A 17,021-nucleotide genomic window follows, 5' to 3' on the forward strand; every position below is an offset into this window, starting at 1 on the left:
ATCTACGCCGGAGCAGATCCACGCCGGCGCGGATCTACTGGGGAGGGGGCGCCGGCGGCGGTTCCGGGTCGGCGAGGCTCTGGGCGGGGATACCGCGCCAACTGGTGCCCGGGGTGAGGCGCTCGCCCTTCATGAGCAGCGACAGCGCACCGAGCCGCACTCCGCTGCCGACCACCGCGTCGTAGAGCACGATCGCCCGGGTGCCGATGCTGCTGCCCGCCTGGACGGTGACCCGCGACATCTTCATGACGCGGTCCTCGAACAGGTGGGTCTGCAAGGATACGCCGACCCCCACCGCCGCGTCGTCGCCGATCTCCACCAGGTCGAATTCGGTGAGGAAGGTGGTGCCGATCCAGGTGCGCCTGCCGATGCGGGCGCCGAAGCAGCGCAGCACCGGCGCCAGGAACGGGGTTCCGGTCAGGATGCCCGCCCCGGCCGGTACGACCGCCGCCTCGTACAGGCCGGTGACCAGCTCGGTACGCCGCACGAAGAGGCTCCACAGCGGTTCGACCCGTGGCCGGTAGGCACCGACGAGCAGCCACTTGACCACCGCGCAGCACGCGATCACCGCCAGCCCCGAGGCCATCGCCAGGACCGGCGACACGGCCACCGGCAGTGCGAGGCCCGGCGAGCGGGCCACGTCGGAGAGCGCCACCAGGTAGAGGTAGACGCTCATGGCCAGCAGCGAGGCGGGCAGCGTGACGCGGAAGTACTCGACGGCCAGGCGGCCGAGCACCGCCCTGCGGGTCGGCCGGAACGTCAGCTCCTCGGGGAACGAGCCGCTGCTCTGGCGTACCGGCAGGTGGATCGCGGGCGAGCCGAGCCAGGTGGTGTCCTCGGGCACCCCGTCCGGCGGCGGTACGGTGCCCACCCCGACCAGCGACCCGGACCCCAGCCGCGTCCCGGCCGGGATGAAGGCGGCGTTGCCGACGAAGGCCCGCCGGCCCACCTCGGTGCGTTCGAAGGAGACCTGGTCGGCCGCGAAGGTGGCGGCGCCGATGCTGGCCATGTCCGCGACGAAGCTGCCCTCACCGAGGGTGAGCAGGTCCGGGTCCAGATGCGCGGCGGTGGAGACCTCGGAGCCCCGGCCGACCCGGGCACCGAGCAGCCGCAGCCACGGCACCGTGTAGAGGGTGGCGTACAGCGTGTTGGTGAAGGTGAGGCTCATCTCCAGCAGCTTGTCCGACACCCACTTGCGCACCCCGAGCGACGAGCGCAGCGGATGGACGCCGATCGGCGCCCTGGGCAGGACCAGGCGCTTGCCGACGGCGACCACACAGCAGACGGTGACCACGGACACCGGCCCGGACAGCACGGTGGCGACGAGGCCCGCCGCCACGCCCCAGCGCAGCCACGCCCACCAGAACAGCGCGATGCCCGGCAGGATCGTGGCGAGCGCGGCCAGCTCCAGCAGCACCAGGCCGAGCAGCGCACCGGCGAGCGGGCCCGGCCGCCGCCGGTCCGTACCGCCGCGAGTACGCAGCATCCGCTCCACGCCGGGCGCCAGCGCGTCGACCGGGCCCGGCGGTGATCCAGCCCAGCGCGCCCCGGCGGGCACCGCCTCGCCCTGGCCGAGGGCGGACTGCGCACCGAGCCCGGACCGTGCCCCCAGTCGGGCGCCGGGTTCCAGGACGGCGTTGGCTCCGACGTACGCGTGCGGGCCGATCTCGACCGGGGCGACCGTCACCCAGCCGCCGGCCACCTGCCAGGGGCGCAGTGACGCACCGTAGCCGACCGAGGCGCCACCGCCGATCCGGAGCATGGCGGGCAGGGCGACCAGGCCGGTGGCGATCGTGGTGCGCGACCCGATGCGCGCGCCGAGCAGCCGCAGGTAGCCGGCCATCAGCGGGGAGCCGCTGAGCACCTGCACCGGGCTGACGGCCAGCAGCAGGCCCGACGCCCAGAGCCGCAGATAGGTCCGGCCCCACAGCCGGTAGTGCCCCGGTCGGATACCGGCCGTCAGCGGGCGGACCAGCACCACGGGTGCGATCCAGCGCACGCCGAGGTAGCCGATCAGGGCGGCGGTCGTCACCTGCACCGCCTCCCGGCTGGAGAGGTTGCCCCGGTGCCAGCTGTACGCACAGCTCACCGGCAGCGTGATCAGGAGCAGCAGCAGGTAGATCGCCCCGGCCTGCGCGGTCCCGGCCGCCACGATCCGGGCGCCGCCGTGCCGGATCGGCTCCGGGTGGGGTGGTGCGGCCGGTCGCGCGGTGCCCGCCGAGTCGCGCAGCCGGGCGGCGAGGCCGCGTACGGTCGGATGCGCGTAGAGGTCGCGCATCGTGGGGCCGGTGGCGGCGTCCCGGCTGCGCAGCAGTGACACCGCCCGAGCCGCGAGCAGGGAGTGGCCGCCGAGGTCGGTGAAGAAGTCCGCCTCGGCGGACAGCGATTCGGGCTCGACGCCGAGCACCTCCGCCCAGGCGTCCCGTACCCGCTGCTCCAGCTCGTCCCGGACGGCGACCACCGGGCCGCCGCCCATCAGGCGGCGGCCGGTCGGCGCGGGCAGCCGCTTGCGGTCCACCTTGCCGCTCGGCATGGCCGGCAGCTCGGTGAGGACGTCCAGGAAGGACGGCACCATATAAGCGGGCAGTGTGCGCCGCAGGCGCTCGTGCAGCCGGGTGATCAGGGCCTCTTCGCCGTCCGTGCCGCCGGGCACCGGCACCACGTAGGCGGAGAGCGCCCCGCCGTCCCCGTCGGCGGCCGGTCCGGCCACCAGCGTGGTGACGGCCTCGGCCACGCCGGGGTCCTCCAGCAGGACGTTGTCGATCTCGCCGAGGGCGACCCGGTAGCCCCGGATCTTCACCTCGGCGTCGGCCCGGCCCAGGTACTCGATCTCGCCGTCCGGGGTCATCCGGCCGAGGTCGCCGGTGCGGTAGAGCCTGCTGCCCTGCGGGGCCAGCGGGTGGTCGATGAACCGGTCGGCGGTCAGTTCCGGACGGCCGACGTAGCCTCGGGCGACGCCGGGTCCGCCGATGCAGATCTCACCGGCCGCGCCGTCGGGCACGACGCGGCGCTGCTCGTCCAGCAGCAGCACCGCGTAGGTCGGCAGCGGTCTGCCGATGGTCACGGGCCGGCCCGGCAGCAGCTCCGCCCAGGTCGCGGTGACGGTGGCCTCGGTCGGGCCGTAGGTGTTGAGTATCCGGCGTCCGGGCCTGCTCCAGCGTTCGACGAGGCGGCCGGGGCAGGCCTCACCGCCCACCACGATGGTCCGTACGCGCGGCAGCTCCCTCGGGATGGTGGCCAGCAGGGTCGGCACGCAGTACAGCACCGTGATCTCGCGCTCCGCCAGGAAGTCGGCGAGTTCGGCGCCGAGCCGCCCGGAGTCGCCCGAGCCCGCGACGAGCGTGGCGCCGACCGACCAGGTGGGCCAGATCTCCTCCACCGAGAAGTCGAAGGAGATGGTCATGCCCTGGTACACCCGGTCGTGCGGCTGGATGTCGTACGTCCCGGGGACGATGTCGAGGAAGTTGCAGATGCTCGACTGGGCGATCTCCACACCCTTGGGCCGACCGCTGGAGCCGGAGGTGTACATGATGTACGCGAGCGGGTCGCCGTCGGCGGACCCGGGCGGCTCGGGGCGGGTGGCGGGCGCGGCGGCGAGTTCGGGTGCGCACGCGTCGAGGGCGACCACCCGGCAGGAGACCCCTGCGGTGGCCGCTGCGAGGTCGGAGGTGGTGACCACCAGGTCCGCCCCGGCGTCCGCCGCGATGTAGGCGACCCGGTCCGCCGGCGACGCCGGGTCGATCGGCACGAAGGCCGCACCGGCCTTGCCCACGCCGAGCAGCGAGACATAGGTGTCCACCGACCGGGGCAGCAGGATCGCGACCCGCGACTCCGGGCCGATGCCGAGGCCGCGGAGATGGTGGGCGAGCCGGTTGGCACGCGCGTCCAGCTCGGCGTAGGTCAGTTCCTGGCGCCCGCATTCGAGCGCGATGGCCGACGGCGTGCGGTCGCAGGCGGACTCGAAGATGAGATGCAGCCGGCCGACGGCTCCTGCCAGCAGTGTTCCGATCGGAGCACGCTTCTCCATTCCGGTCTCCTTCTTCGCACCGCGCGGCAGGATCTGGGGGTGGAGGGGTCGTCGGGCCGCCCGGGGTGCGGGGATGTCGCAGCGTGGGCCTGGTGGGGGGTGGGCGGCCGTCCGGACGGGGCCGTGGTCCGCACAATCCCGTCCGTGCCCCATTGGAGCGCCGGCCGGCGGTGATCGCATCCTCGCGCCGGCCTGCGGGCCGGATCGGCGCCCCGGGCCCTGGGCCGGACGGGTGGCGGGCGGGGAGCGCGACACTGGTGCGGCCGGGTCCGAGAAAGGGGCCGGGAATGCCGAAACGGCACCCTCTGCGGAGGATGCCGTTCATCGATACTGTGGAGCTTAGGGGATTCGAACCCCTGACCTCTTGCATGCCATGCAAGCGCTCTACCAACTGAGCTAAAGCCCCTCGACCCGCACTGTCACCAGCAGTGATTGCCCCCTGGCGACATCGCTTACTCTACACGGTCGGACGAGCGGTCCACGAATCCGTTCCCGGCGCGCCCACCGCCCCCGGCAGTGGGCCGAAAGCGGTGGGCGGCGGCCGGAGTCAGCGGGCCGGCGGGACCGGTGCGCGGCCGGTGCGGGCGGCGAAGGCCACCGCGGCGAGCAGGGCGAGCGCGGTGACGAACAGGGTGTCGGCCAGCGCGTGCCCGGAGCGGGCCGCCGTGGCCGGGTAGACGACCCGGCTGAGGAAGAGGGTGCCGGGCAGCGCCACCCCCACCACCTGGCCCAACTGGACGACGGTCACCAGCACTCCGCTGGCATCCGCCGCGTCGGCGGGCGCCACCCGGCCCAGCGCACGGGCGACCGCGCCGAGCGCGACCACCTCTTCCAGTTGGCGGACGCGGGCCCGCCGCTCCCCACCCCGGGCTGCGACCAGCTAGACCCCGAGTTCCAGGTGATCCTGGACGCGCTCTGCCCGCTGCCCGCCGTGGTCTACAACGCCCGCTGGGACGTGCTGCTACAGAACGCCGCGTACGACGCGTTGTTCCCGGTGCTGAAGCGCGGCGCTCGGCGCAACGCGCTGTGGTCCTGTTTCACGGTGCCCGACTGCTGCAATCCGTTCCTCAACCGGCAGGCGGAGCTGCCCAGGATGGTGGCGGTGCTGCGGGGCGGCTACGGGCGGCATGTCGGGGAGCCGGTGTGGGAGCGGTTCATCCGGGAGCTGAGCGCGGCCAGCCCGGAGTTCGCGGCGATGTGGCAGCGGCACGAGGTGGCCGACCCGGGGAGCCGGACGAAGGTCTTCCGGCACTTCTCGGGCGGCGAGGTACGGATGTCCAGCATCAGCCTGTCGGCGGTGAACCGGGCGCCAGAGACCCGGGTGCTGGTCTACACGCCGCTGGACGAGGAGAGCGCGGAGCGGATTCGCTGGCTGCTGGCGCACCCGGACGCCCCGGCGGCCGACCACACCCACTGACCGACCGGACCCACTGACCGACCACAACCACTGAGGCTCACACCCACTGAGGCTGAGGAACGCCGACGGGCCGCCTCCCCTGAGGGAGGCGGCCCGATGACCGTTGTGGAGCTTAGGGGATTCGAACCCCTGACCTCTTGCATGCCATGCAAGCGCTCTACCAACTGAGCTAAAGCCCCGTGGAGCCTAGGGGATTCGAACCCCTGACCTCTTGCATGCCATGCAAGCGCTCTACCAACTGAGCTAAGGCCCCGCCGCCGAACCAGTCGGCTGCGAACGAGGAAGACTTTAGCGGCTGGGGCACGGAACTGCGAAATCCGACGATCTCTCGCAGCCCCGGCCCGCCTGGACCCACCGGACGGGCGCCGTCAGGTGTCGTCACCGATGACCGTCTGCGGCAGCGTGCCGGCGTTGTGCTCCAGCAGCCGCCAGCCGCGCCCGCCCCGGCCCAGCACCGACCAGCAGCAGTTGGACAGGCCGCCGAGCGACTCCCAGTGGAACGGCTCCAGACCCAGCAGCCGGCCCAGGCTGGTGCGGATCGCACCGCCGTGGCTGACCACCACCAGCGTGCCGTCGGTCGGCAGCTCCGCCACCGCCGCCTGGATCACCGGGACGGCCCGGTCCGCGACCTCGGTCTCCAACTCGCCGCCGCCGCGCCGCACCGGCTCGCCGCGCCGCCAGGCCGCGTAGTCCTCGCCGTACTTCCGCTGGATCTCGTCGTTGGTCAACCCCTGCCAGACCCCCGCGTAGGTCTCCCGCAGGCCCTCGTGGTGGCTGACCGGCAGTCCGGTGACGGCGGCCAGCTCGGCCGCCGTGTCGGCGGCCCGCCGCAGGTCGGAGGCGATGATCGCGTCCGGCCCCAGCGCGGCGAGCAGCCGGGCGGCCCGCCGCGCCTGGGCGACACCGGTCCCGGTGAGCGGGATGTCGGTGCTGCCCTGGAAGCGGCCCTCCAGGTTCCACGACGTCTGACCGTGCCGCCAGAAGACGACGCGCGGTCCGCGCCGTGTGCCGTTCAGCTGAGGCTCCGGTCTGCGGCCTCCAGCGCGTTGCCCCTGGCGTCGGTGTGCGCGTCGGGGCGGTTGCGGGTGGCGACGGCGTCGGCGGGCAGCGCCAGCTCCGGGCAGTCCTTCCAGAGCCGCTCCAGGGCGTAGAAGGAGCGCTCCTCGGAGTGCTGCACATGGACGACGATGTCGATGTAGTCCAGCAGGATCCAGCGGCCCTCGCGCTCGCCCTCGCGGCGGACGGGCTTGGCGCCGAGCTCCTTGAGCAGCTTCTCCTCGATCTCGTCCGAGATCGCCTTGACCTGGCGGTCGTTGGGCGCGGAGGCCAGCAGGAAGGCGTCGGTGATGGCGAGCACCTCGCTGACGTCGTAGGCGATGACGTCATGGGCGAGCTTGTCGGCGGCCGCCTGGGCGGCGGTGTTGATGAGCTCTACGGCACGGTCGGTAGCGGTCACGATCGGCTTTCGGTAGGAAACGGGTTCGGGTCCCAGGATCTCACGCCGCCGGGAGCCGCCGGGAACGCCGATCGGCCGCCCGGACGGCACGGCCGCCGCACCCCCGGGCGGGGTGCGGCGGCCGGACGGCGGGGCGGGCCGCTCACTGGTCGGTCTTGGGCCTGCCCTGGTAGTCCTTGCCGAGCACCACCACGATGTCGGCCGTCTGGGCGCTGGTGACCTTCTTCACCGCGCTCTTCGGCAGGCCCAGGGTGAGGGCGAGCTGCTTGGCGGCCTGGGCCCGCGCGTCGTCGGTGTAGCGGATCTCGGTCCGGTCGACGGGGGCGGCGGCCTTCCCGATCGGCGGTACGAAGGTGTAGCCGCTGTTGACCACCTGCACCTGGGCGTCGTCCGCCCGGCCCTTGGCGCCGGTGCCGTCCTGCACGGCGACCCTGGCCGGGCCGCTGCCGACGTCCGCGTTGTGCACGGTGCCGCCCAGCACCTCCTTGACCAGCGCGCCCGCGCCGTTCTCGTCCACCGTGCCGTCGGCCTTGACCGGCAGGGTGCGCACGGCGAAGTGGCCCGCGCCGCTGTCCTTGGCGAGCGCCGCCAGCGTGGCGCCGAGCTGCTGCTCGGAGAGCGAGGGGTCCATCACGGCGTTCATCCGTTTGACGGTGCCGGTGGCGGACACGGCGTCCGTCGGCATCACCTTGAGCACCGCGTCCAGCACCTGCCCGAAGCGGGCCAGCTGGGCGGCGGGCTGCTCGCCCGCGCCGAGGTAGGTGGCGTACGCCACGGCGGCCTGGCCGTTGAGGTCCTGCGACTTGCCGGCCGCCACCAGGGTCTTGCCGCCCTGGGTGATCCTGGCGTCGCTGTCCAGGGTGATCCCGCCGAGCTGGTCCACCAGGATCTGGAGGTACGGGGTGTCCAGCCGCCAGGTGCCGGAGATGGGCGCGCCGAGCACGGTGGTCAGCGAGTCCCGGGTGCCGCCCGCGCCCTGGTCGTCCAGGGAGTGGCCGAGCGTGGTGCTGCCGGAGTCCCCGCCGTCGCTGGGCAGCAGCAGGGTGCCGGGCACCAGCAGGGCGGAGCCCTTGCCGCCGGCCGCGTCGTCGACCAGCAGCGCGGTGGTGGTGGTGCCCTTCAGGTCGTGCAGATGGACGACGATCACCTCGCGCTTGCCGCCGGGGACGGCGACGTCGTCCGCACCGCCGAACGCCCCGGTCTTCCAGAGGTATCCGGCGCCGCCGGCGACGGCCAGCACCAGGACCACCACCAGGGCGATCACCCGGTTGCGGACCCGCCGCCTGCGCTCGTCGCGGCGCTCGCTGCGGGTCTCGGCGAACTTCAGCCAGTCGATGACGTCCTCGGACTCCTCCGCGTCGTCGACGAAGGTGAACTCCGAGTCGGCCTCCCCGGCAGCGCCGCCCCCACCCTGCCGGGGCACGGTGGCACGCTGCCCGCCCCGGGGTGCGGCCGACTGCGGCCGACCCGCTGCGGGAGCCGACCGCTGACCGGTCGACTGCTGACCGGTCGTCTGCTCGACAGGCGGCTGCTCAGCAGGCGGCTGTTCGACGGGCGGCTGCTGGCCGGTCCCGTACGGGTCGGCGTACCCGGTCGGCTGCTGCGGCTGCGCGTACTGGCCGACCGGGAAGCCGCCGGTGTCGTACTGCCGCTGCTCCGGCACGCCGTAGCCGCCGCCGTACGGATCGGCCGCCGGATACTGCCCGGTCGTCGCCGCATACGGGTCCGGCGCGTACGGGTCCGCGTAGCCGCCCTGCGGCGGCGGCTGCGGCTGGTACTGCCCGACCGGGAAGCCCTGGGCGTCGTACTGCTGCTGCCCCTGGCCGCCGTAGCCGCCGTACGGATCGGCCGCCGGATACTGCCCGGTCGCATACGGGTCCGGCGCGTACGGGTCGGTGTAGCCGCCCTGGGGCGGCACGGAACCGCCCTGGGCACCGGGTGACCAGGCGCCCGACCGGTCATCCCGGGCGTCCTGCTCATACTGGTCATACTGGTCCGGGGGCGGATAGTGCCCCGTGGACCAGTCGTCGCCCCCCGGTCCCCTGCGGTCTGCCGTTCCGGTCACGCCGCCCCTCAAGGTCTTCCGATTGCGTTGGCGCGGCGCGTCAGCCGCCGGCGGCGGCCTGGCCGCCCCTGCGCTGGTAGAGCGCGCGCTTGTCGATGTAGCGCACCACCCCGTCGGGGACCAGGTACCAGACCGGCTCCCCTCGGGCGACCCGGGAGCGGCAGTCCGAGGACGAGATGGCCAGCGCCGGCACCTCGACCAGGGACACCCCGCCCTCGGGCAGTCCAGGGTTCGTCAAAGTGTGCCCCGGACGGGTCACTCCGATGAAATGTGCGAGCCCGAACATCTCCTCGGCGTTCCGCCAGGACAGGATCTGCTCCAGCGCGTCCGCGCCGGTGATGAAGAAGAGGTCGGCGTCGGGATGCTCGGCCCGCAGGTCGCGCAGGGTGTCCACCGTGTACGTCGGGCCCTCGCGGTCGATGTCGATCCGGCTGACCGAGAACTGGGGGTTGGACGCGGTGGCGATGACCGTCATCAGATAGCGGTCCTCAGCCGGGGAGACCCGCTGCTCGCTCTTCTGCCACGGCTGCCCGGTGGGGACGAAGACCACCTCGTCCAGCGCGAACAGGCTGACCACCTCGCTGGCGGCCACCAGGTGCCCGTGGTGGATCGGGTCGAAGGTGCCGCCCATCACCCCGAGGCGCTTCTTCACCGGCGCACCGCCGCCGTCGACCTGCTGTTCCATGCCGACTCACCTTACGGGATGCGTGCACGTACGGAACCGGCCCTCCACCCGTGCGGGCGGAGGGCCGGTTCCCACGGCGCCGTACGAGGGTGGTGCCGGACGGTTCGGCCGGACGGTCGCGGCGCGGGGCCGCGGCTCAGCGGTCGCGGTTGAAGCGGGTGGCGATGAAGAGCAGCAGCACCAGGGCGAAGAGGGCCCCGCCACCGGTGAGGATGGGGTTCAGGCTGTCGTGGGTGCCGCCTTCGGCGAGCAGGCTCAGGGCGGGGGCTGCGGCAGTGGTCATCGTCGGCAGGACCTTCTCGGCTCGGGGCGGGCGGGCGCGGGTCTCCGGCTCCGGCCGAACCGGCGGCGGCCGGCGTCGCAGGGGCGCCGGTGGGCCCGCGTGCTCATGGTACGGGTGCGCCGAACGCAACCGCGCGGCGGCTCCACGCGTCTGATCCGGCGTGGGGTGGGCCTCGCCCGGCTCAGCGGTTGTTGCGCCCGGCGCGGGCGATGGCCCAGGCCAGCAGGACCACGCCCACCACGGCGACCAGCAGCACGGCGCGCAGGAACAGGCCGGGGCCGTTCTCCTGCGAGATGGGGTGGGCCAGCATCATCAGGGTCTCGGGCGGCATCGTCAGGCTCCTCGGTCGGCAGTGCGCCTCCAGCGTAGACCGGGGCGTACCGGACAGCCGAGGGCGCCCCACCCCCCGGAGGGGGGACGCGGCGGGACCCCGCACCGTAGTGTGACGGCGGGGACGAGTACGAGAAGGCGACGGACGAAGCGGACGGCGGGGGCCCGGGAGCACGGGACCGGCGTCGACCAGGAGGTACTCAGAAGATGACGGACCCCACGGACAACAGCAGTGTGCCGAGTCGCAACCGCAAGCGGTTCCCCGGCATCTCCACCCGGGCCTGGGAGCACCCGGCCGACCGCTCCGCGCTGGTCGCGCTGCGCAAGCTCACCGGGTTCGACGAGGTGCTCAAGAAGCTGGCCGGCCTGGTGTCGGAGCGCAGCGTCCGGCTGATGTTCCTGGCCACGGCGGTGCGGACCTCCGAGCGGCAGTTCCCGCACCTGTACGACATGGTGCGCGACGCGGCGTACATCCTGGACCTGGAGAAGGTCCCGGAGCTGTATGTGACCCAGGACCCGCAGCCCAACGCCATGTGCATCGGCATGGACACCCCGATCATCGTGGTGACCACCGGGCTGGTGGAGATGCTGGACGAGGAGGAGATGCGGGCCGTGGTCGGCCACGAGGTCGGGCACGCCATGTCCGGCCACGCGGTCTACCGGACGATGCTGCTGATCCTCAGCAACATCGCCACCCGGATCGCCTGGCTGCCGCTGGGCAACATAGCGATCATGGCCATCATCACCGCACTCAAGGAGTGGTTCCGCAAGTCGGAGCTCTCCTGCGACCGGGCGGGGCTGCTGGCCGGGCAGGACCTCAACGCCTCCATGCGCGGGCTGATGAAGCTGGCGGGCGGCCACCACCTGGCCGAGATGAACGTGGACGCCTTCATCGAGCAGGCCGAGGAGTACGAGCGCGCCGGTGACCTGCGGGACGGCGTGATCAAGCTGCTCCAGGTGCTGCCGCAGACCCACCCGTTCGCGGCGGTGCGGGTGGCGCAGCTGAAGAAGTGGGCGGCCAGTGAGGAGTACCGCTCGGTGCTGGCCGGGGCCTACCCGCGCCGCACCGACGACGCCGACGCCTCGGTGACCGACCAGTGGAAGGCCACGGCGGAGTCGTACGCCAAGTCGGTCAAGGAGAGCAAGGACCCGCTGATGGGCCTGATCCGGGACATCACCGGCGGCGCCGGGGAGGTCGGCAGCAAGCTCCGCGACGTCTTCACCGGCTCGCGCAGCGGCGGGGACGCGGCCGGCGGCGAGCCGCAGGGCGCCGAGAGCTGACTCCGGCGCCGGGTGCGGTGCCCGGGGTGCTCAGCCGGTCGAGCCGGTCGGCAGGTTCGCCATCGGCCCGCTGAGCACCCCGCACACCTGCCAGGCGGGGCGGTGCAGCCGGTCCAGCGGGTCTATCCCGGCCTGGGTGCTGCCCAGCGGCGGGGGCGCGGTGGCGCTGCCCCGGGCGTGCGGTGACCGGGTGGCGCCGGGGGCGGGACGGTCGGCCAGCACCGGGCGCAGATACTGCTCGGCGTGCGCGTCGCAGGCCATCGGGCCGGCCTGGAGCACCGAGTCGACCAGTTCCACCCGCGCGTCGCTGATGTCGGCGCGGTCGAAGCGGAAGCGCAGCTCGCGGCGGACAGTGAACAGGGTCACCGGCTCACCGGGCACCGACCGCTGGTCCGGCAGCGCCTCCTCGGGGTCCGGCGAGGCCGACCCCGGTGAGGCCCCCGGTGAGACCGACCCCGGCCCGAGCGGTCCGGCGGGCACCGTCGGGCCGGGCGCTCCGGCCGGGATCGCCGGGGTCGGGCTCGCCGTGGCCGACCAGGTCGGCTCCGGTCCGGCCGTGGGGGTGCCGGTGACGGTGTCGGCGGACGTCCGGCCGTCGTGCGGCGCGGCCTGCAACGCGTAGACGAAGGTGTGGTCGGTGAGCACCTCAAGCGTCCGGTCGTCGGACTCACCGAAGGTCATCCCGCCCGCCACCTTGACCCGGGAGACCGCCAGGGTGACCTGCGCCGGGTCGAACCGCACCAGCCAGCCGGTCGCCTCATGGTGCTGATCGTCCCTGGGGTCGCTGACGGCGGCGTCGAACTGGGCCTGCTGCCCGGGTGACAGCAGGTCCCGTACGGCGCCGGTGCTCCCCTCCACCAGGACCTTGGAGTCCAGCGAGGAGGCGACCAGGTACTGCTGGACGGCGGCCAGCGCCCGGCTCACCTGATCGTCGGAGAAGTGCCTGGTGGCGGTGGCGACCGGCGGCGTCAGGCCCACGCTGCCGTCGTAGAAGGCGGCGCCGGGCACCCGCTCCAGCTGGGCGAAGGGGTCTCCGGAGTCCGGTGCGGGCGCGGCGGTGCCGCTCGCCGGGGCCAGCGGCACGATGTTCGCGGTCAGCCGGCTGCCGTCCGCCTCCGGCTCCCGGTAGGGGTGGCGGATGCCCAGGTAGACGGCGGCGGCGAAGGCCATGGCTATCAGCAGCATCAGCGCGAACGCCTGGCGGGGCAGTGTGACGAACGGGCGGCCGACGCGGCGGCGCACCCCGTGGCCGGCGGAGCCGACACGCTCACTGGCCGCGGGCTCCTGGATGCGCGCAGCCCGGACGAACGACTCGTCGAACACCACGGAACGGAACTCATCGTCGCCGCCGGGAACGCCCTCGGGCACGCCCTCCGGAGGCTCCTCCCGGTCACCCATGAGGTCAAGGGTAAGTCTCCCGGGCGATGGTGAACGAGGCCGGGAGGGGTTGAGTTCTGACAGGACTTCATGGAGAAGCGACCGGATTGGACCGATTGCCGCAGTCCGCAGCGGTTCGAGCGGCTTCGCCGCCCGGCCGGTCAGCCGCCGACGCCGCCGGAGAGCCCGGTCAGCTGCGGCTGCTGGGGCTGGTCGACCGCCGGAGTGCCGATGTTCCCGGTGTTCGGGCGGGGCGGCGAGGAGGCACCGCCACCGGTCCCCCGGTAGACCGCCGCCACGGCGACCGCGATCACGCTCACTCCCATGATCACCGCCAGGAACCACGCCACCGGCCGATGCCAGCGGATGTGCGCCGGCGCGTGCCGACCGCCCCGGCGCCCAGGTCGGCCGAACCGGCTGCTGCGCACGGGGTACGCCGAGCCGCCCCAGTGGACACCGGCCGCGTCGCCCCGGTACGGGCGCAACTCCTCCGGCAGGCCGTCGTCGACCGGCTCCGCGCCGTCGTCCGCCCCGCCGTAGACCCGGCCACCGCCGGTGGCCTCCAACTCCAGCCGGGCCTCGACGGCGGCGAGCATCCGCTCATGGGCGGACGGCTCGTGGACGGTGGCGGCGCGGATGAACGACTCGTCGAAGACCACGGCTGCGAACGCATCGTCCGCACCACCGTGGTCGGCGCCGTCCGGGTACGGCGAACCCCCCACATCGTCGGGCACGGACTCAGCGTATTACCGCGCGGCCCGTTTGTCTGTGGGTCCCGGGAATGCCCCACCCGGAGCAGTCCGGATCACGCCACCCGGCCCGGCTCAGCCGCGCACATGTCCGTCCCCCGTGAGGATGTACTTGGTGGACGTCAGCTCCGGCAGCCCCATCGGGCCCCGGGCGTGCAGCTTCTGGGTGGAGATGCCGATCTCGGCGCCGAAGCCGAACTGGCCGCCGTCGGTGAAGCGGGTGGAGGCGTTCACCGCGACCGTGGTGGCATCCACCAACTGGGTGAACCGGCGCGCGGCGGCCTGCGAGGTGGTGACGATCGCCTCGGTGTGCCCGGAGGACCAGCGCCGGATGTGCGCCACCGCGTCCTCCAGCGAGTCCACCACGGCGGCGGCGATGTCATACGACAGGTACTCGGTCTCCCAGTCCGCCTCGGTGGCCGGGACCACGGTGGCCGCACCGCCGTGCCGCCGGGCGGCGGCGAGCACCGCCTCGTCGCCGTGCACCGTCACTCCCGCCTCGGCCAGCGCGTCCAGCGCCAGCGGCAGGAAGGCGTCGGCGCTGTCCCGGTGCACCAGCAGCGTCTCGGCGCTGTTGCAGACGCTCACCCGCTGCGCCTTGGAGTTGATCAGGATGTCGACGGCGGTGCCCAGGTCGGCCTGGCCGTCCACATAGACATGGCAGTTGCCGGTGCCGGTCTCGATCACCGGCACGGTGGACTCCTCCACCACCGTACGGATCAGCGAGGCGCCGCCGCGCGGGATCAGCACGTCGACCAGGCCCCGGGCGCGCATCAGCTCCTTGACCGAGTCCCGGCTCTCGCCCGGCACCAGCTGCACGCTGTCGGCGGGCAGCCCGGCGGCGGCCACCGCGTCCCGCACCACCTCGACCAGCTTGGTGTTGGAGCGGTAGGCGGAGGCCGAGCCGCGCAGCAGCACCGCGTTGCCGGACTTCAGGCAGAGCGCGGCGGCGTCCACCGTCACATTGGGCCGGGCCTCGTAGATGATGCCGACCACGCCGAGCGGCACCCGCACCTGGCGGACGTCCAGCCCGTTGGGCAGGGTGTAGCCGCGCACCACCTCGCCCACCGGGTCGGGCAGGCCCACCACGTCCCGGACGTCGGCGGCGATGGCGGCGACCCGCTCGTCGGTCAGCGTCAGCCGGTCCACCACCGACTCGGCGGTGCCCGCCTCACGGGCCCGGCCCACGTCCTCGGCGTTGGCGGCGGTGATCTCCCCGGACCGGGCCACCAGCGCGTCCGCCACGGCCAGCAGCGCCGCGTCCTTGGCCGCGCGCGGCAGTGGGGCGAGTGCGGCGGCCGCCTCCCGGGCGCGGCGCGCGGCGGCGAGTACGGGCGAGTCGGTGGCGAAGGAGTCAGCGCTGCTCATGACGGAAGCGTACTGAGCCGACGGGCCGTTGCGGCCGGCTTATCAGTGAATGAGACACCGGCGCGGACGTTCGACGGCCTTCAGTCGACGGCCTTCAATACGGATGCACGCCGCCCCGGAAGGCCGGCGGCTCGCCGTACCCCTCCGCCACCCGCTTGTGGTAGGTCGCCCGGTCCACCACCTCCAGACCGACGATCTCCCAGGCGGGCAGCCCGGCGCTGGCCCGGTGCTCCCCCCACAGCCGCAGCGCCATCGCGGCGGCGTCATGCAGATCGCGGGCCTGCTCCCAGTAGCGGACCTCGGCGTGGTCGGCGGCGTACCGGGCGGTGAGCAGGAAGGGGTGGTCCTGGGCCAGCTGCTCCAGGCCGCTGCGCAGCTCACCGAGCGGGACGCTGCGCCCGGCCACGCTGAGCACCACGTGCCAGAGCCGGTCCGGGTCGGGGACCGCCGCCGGGTCGCCCTGCCGCCGGCACTCCGCCGACGCGCTGCCCAGACCACCCTCGATGCTGGTCAGCGCCCGCCCCAGCGGTGCTCCGGCCGACGGTGCTCCCGGCAGTGTGTCCTGGCGCCTGCGTCCCACCGGGGACCTCCTGTCCGGCGATGTCGTCTCCGGTCCCGATCGCCCCCGGGCCCGCTGCTCACCTGCTCGCGCCGCGCCTCAGTCGCGCAGCACCACCAGGTCGTCGCGGTGGACGACCTCGCGCTCATAGGCGGGACCCAGCTCCCGCGCCAGGTCATGGGTGGACCGGCCCAGCAGGCGGGGCAACTCCCTCGCATCAAAGTTGACCAGTCCGCGCGCGACGATGTGGCCGTTTTCGTCAAGAAGGTCCACCGGATCGCCGGCGGCGAAATCGCCGTCGACGCGCGTCAGCCCCGCCGGGAGCAGGGATTTGCGCCGCTCCACCACGGCTTTGACCGCCCCCGGGTCCAGGGTGAGCGCCCCGCGCGGGTTGCTGGCGTGCGCCAGCCAGAGCAGCCGGTCGGCGGCCCGCTCGCCGGTGCGGTGGAAGAGGGTGCCGGTCGACCGTCCGGCCAGCGCGTCGGCGGCCTGGCTGGCGGCGGTGAGCACCACCGGGATGCCCGCGCCGGTGGCGATCCGGGCGGCCTCGACCTTGGTGACCATGCCGCCGGTGCCCACACCGGCCTTGCCGCTACTGCCGATCTCGACGCCCGCCAGGTCCTGCGGGCCGCGTACCTGGTCGATCCTGCTGGTGCCGGGGCGGCTGGGGTCGCCGTCGTACAGGCCGTCCACGTCGGAGAGCAGCACCAGCAGGTCGGCGCGGACCAGGTGGGCCACCAGGGCGGCCAGCCGGTCGTTGTCACCGAACCTGATCTCGGCGGTGGCCACGGTGTCGTTCTCGTTGACGATCGGCACCGCGCCCATCGCCAGCAGCTGGTCCAGGGTGCGGTAGGCGTTGCGGTAGTGCACCCGGCGGCTGGCGTCCTCCGCCGTCAGCAGCACCTGCCCGACCCGCAGGCCGTACCGGGCGAAGGAGGCGGTGTAGCGGGCCACCAGCAGGCCCTGGCCCACGCTGGCGGCGGCCTGCTGCCGGGCCAGGTCGCGCGGCCTGCTGGCGAGGCCCAGCGGGGCCAGCCCGGCGGCGATGGCGCCGGAGGAGACCAGCACCACCTCGGTCGGCTGCGCGTCGGCGCCACGCGGCGTACGGGCCTTGGCCAGCACGTCGACCAGGGCGTCCACCCGGTCGGCGTCCAACCCGCCCGCGGCGGTGGTGAGTGAGGACGAGCCGACCTTCACCACGATCCGCCGGGCCCGCAGGACGTCGTCCCGCAGCTGCTCCCCGCCGTGTCCGTCCCCGGCTTCCGCTGCGGCCACCGCCACGCCCTCGCTCCCACCCAGATCCGCTGGTCCGGCGGGCGGTCCGCTCGCGCGTCCGCCCGCCATACCGCAATCTACGCGATGGGCCGACCGGTCCGGCCGCCCATGTCACCCCCCGGACGCTTCACCCGGACGGGAGCGAGCGT

At 73.6% G+C, this 17,021-nt stretch carries 15 protein-coding genes and 3 tRNA genes; 2 read left to right on the plus strand and 16 right to left on the minus strand.

Annotation, left to right across the window (positions count from 1 at the left end):
- Positions 1-34: 34 nt before the first annotated feature.
- The 3 genes from ACIQGZ_RS17955 to ACIQGZ_RS17965 all read right to left on the minus strand — a co-directional run bounded on the left by ACIQGZ_RS17955 (position 35) and on the right by ACIQGZ_RS17965 (position 4,853).
- A complete protein-coding gene (locus ACIQGZ_RS17955; RefSeq protein WP_402602849.1) occupies positions 35-4,027 on the minus strand; it encodes a Pls/PosA family non-ribosomal peptide synthetase in 3,993 nt (1,330 codons plus the stop codon).
- A 333-nt stretch (positions 4,028-4,360) separates the two neighbouring features.
- A tRNA-Ala gene (locus tag ACIQGZ_RS17960) sits at positions 4,361-4,433 on the minus strand.
- Positions 4,434-4,574: 141 nt separating this feature from the next.
- Positions 4,575-4,853 (minus strand): hypothetical protein, encoded by a 279-nt coding sequence (locus ACIQGZ_RS17965; protein ID WP_402602850.1) that lies wholly within the window; start codon positions 4,851-4,853, stop codon positions 4,575-4,577.
- A 9-nt stretch (positions 4,854-4,862) separates the two neighbouring features.
- On the opposite strand from ACIQGZ_RS17965, the gene ACIQGZ_RS17970 reads away from it, so the two are divergent.
- On the plus strand, positions 4,863-5,444 hold the full coding sequence (locus ACIQGZ_RS17970) for a hypothetical protein (RefSeq protein ID WP_402602852.1): 582 nt from the start codon (positions 4,863-4,865) through the stop codon (positions 5,442-5,444).
- A gap of 106 nt (positions 5,445-5,550) precedes the next feature.
- On the opposite strand, the gene ACIQGZ_RS17975 is transcribed toward ACIQGZ_RS17970, so the two are convergent.
- The 8 genes from ACIQGZ_RS17975 to ACIQGZ_RS18010 form a co-directional block, all read right to left on the minus strand.
- Positions 5,551-5,623, minus strand: a tRNA-Ala gene (locus ACIQGZ_RS17975).
- 1 nt (position 5,624) lies between these two features.
- A tRNA-Ala gene (locus tag ACIQGZ_RS17980) sits at positions 5,625-5,697 on the minus strand.
- A 115-nt stretch (positions 5,698-5,812) separates the two neighbouring features.
- On the minus strand, positions 5,813-6,460 hold the full coding sequence (locus ACIQGZ_RS17985) for a histidine phosphatase family protein (RefSeq protein WP_402603115.1): 648 nt from the start codon (positions 6,458-6,460) through the stop codon (positions 5,813-5,815).
- Positions 6,457-6,900, minus strand: a complete 444-nt coding sequence (gene rsfS / locus ACIQGZ_RS17990) for a ribosome silencing factor (RefSeq protein ID WP_402602854.1) — start codon at positions 6,898-6,900, stop codon at positions 6,457-6,459. Before rsfS ends, ACIQGZ_RS17985 begins: the two co-directional genes overlap by 4 nt.
- A 142-nt stretch (positions 6,901-7,042) precedes the next feature.
- Positions 7,043-8,818, minus strand: coding sequence for a LytR C-terminal domain-containing protein (locus tag ACIQGZ_RS17995; RefSeq protein WP_402602855.1), 1,776 nt, complete (start codon positions 8,816-8,818; stop codon positions 7,043-7,045).
- Positions 8,819-9,005: 187 nt separating this feature from the next.
- The gene (gene nadD, locus ACIQGZ_RS18000; protein WP_402602856.1) at positions 9,006-9,650 is read right to left on the minus strand and encodes a nicotinate-nucleotide adenylyltransferase; all 645 of its coding nucleotides are present in this window, start codon (positions 9,648-9,650) and stop codon (positions 9,006-9,008) included.
- Positions 9,651-9,786: 136 nt separating this feature from the next.
- The gene (locus ACIQGZ_RS18005) at positions 9,787-9,933 is read right to left on the minus strand and encodes a hypothetical protein (RefSeq protein ID WP_402602857.1); all 147 of its coding nucleotides are present in this window, start codon (positions 9,931-9,933) and stop codon (positions 9,787-9,789) included.
- Positions 9,934-10,114: 181 nt separating this feature from the next.
- Complete coding sequence (locus tag ACIQGZ_RS18010; protein WP_402602858.1) at positions 10,115-10,264, minus strand: hypothetical protein; 150 nt, start codon at positions 10,262-10,264, stop codon at positions 10,115-10,117.
- Between the two features lie 206 nt (positions 10,265-10,470).
- Here ACIQGZ_RS18010 and ACIQGZ_RS18015 point away from each other — a divergent pair, with 206 nt between their 5' ends.
- A complete protein-coding gene (locus ACIQGZ_RS18015) occupies positions 10,471-11,544 on the plus strand; it encodes a M48 family metallopeptidase (protein WP_402602859.1) in 1,074 nt (357 codons plus the stop codon).
- Between the two features lie 30 nt (positions 11,545-11,574).
- Here the strand turns inward: ACIQGZ_RS18015 and ACIQGZ_RS18020 are convergent, their stop codons facing one another.
- The 5 genes from ACIQGZ_RS18020 to proB form a co-directional block, all read right to left on the minus strand.
- On the minus strand, positions 11,575-12,942 hold the full coding sequence (locus ACIQGZ_RS18020) for a hypothetical protein (protein WP_402602860.1): 1,368 nt from the start codon (positions 12,940-12,942) through the stop codon (positions 11,575-11,577).
- 140 nt (positions 12,943-13,082) lie between these two features.
- A complete protein-coding gene (locus ACIQGZ_RS18025; protein ID WP_402602861.1) occupies positions 13,083-13,655 on the minus strand; it encodes a hypothetical protein in 573 nt (190 codons plus the stop codon).
- A 90-nt stretch (positions 13,656-13,745) separates the two neighbouring features.
- On the minus strand, positions 13,746-15,038 hold the full coding sequence (locus ACIQGZ_RS18030) for a glutamate-5-semialdehyde dehydrogenase (protein ID WP_402602863.1): 1,293 nt from the start codon (positions 15,036-15,038) through the stop codon (positions 13,746-13,748).
- 94 nt (positions 15,039-15,132) lie between these two features.
- A complete protein-coding gene (locus tag ACIQGZ_RS18035) occupies positions 15,133-15,618 on the minus strand; it encodes a hypothetical protein (RefSeq protein ID WP_402602864.1) in 486 nt (161 codons plus the stop codon).
- Positions 15,619-15,696: 78 nt separating this feature from the next.
- On the minus strand, positions 15,697-16,878 hold the full coding sequence (proB, locus tag ACIQGZ_RS18040) for a glutamate 5-kinase (protein ID WP_402602866.1): 1,182 nt from the start codon (positions 16,876-16,878) through the stop codon (positions 15,697-15,699).
- Between the last annotated feature and the right edge of the window lie 143 nt (positions 16,879-17,021).

This window comes from Streptomyces sp. NPDC092296 (assembly GCF_044755465.1).
GTDB lineage: Bacteria > Actinomycetota > Actinomycetes > Streptomycetales > Streptomycetaceae > Peterkaempfera.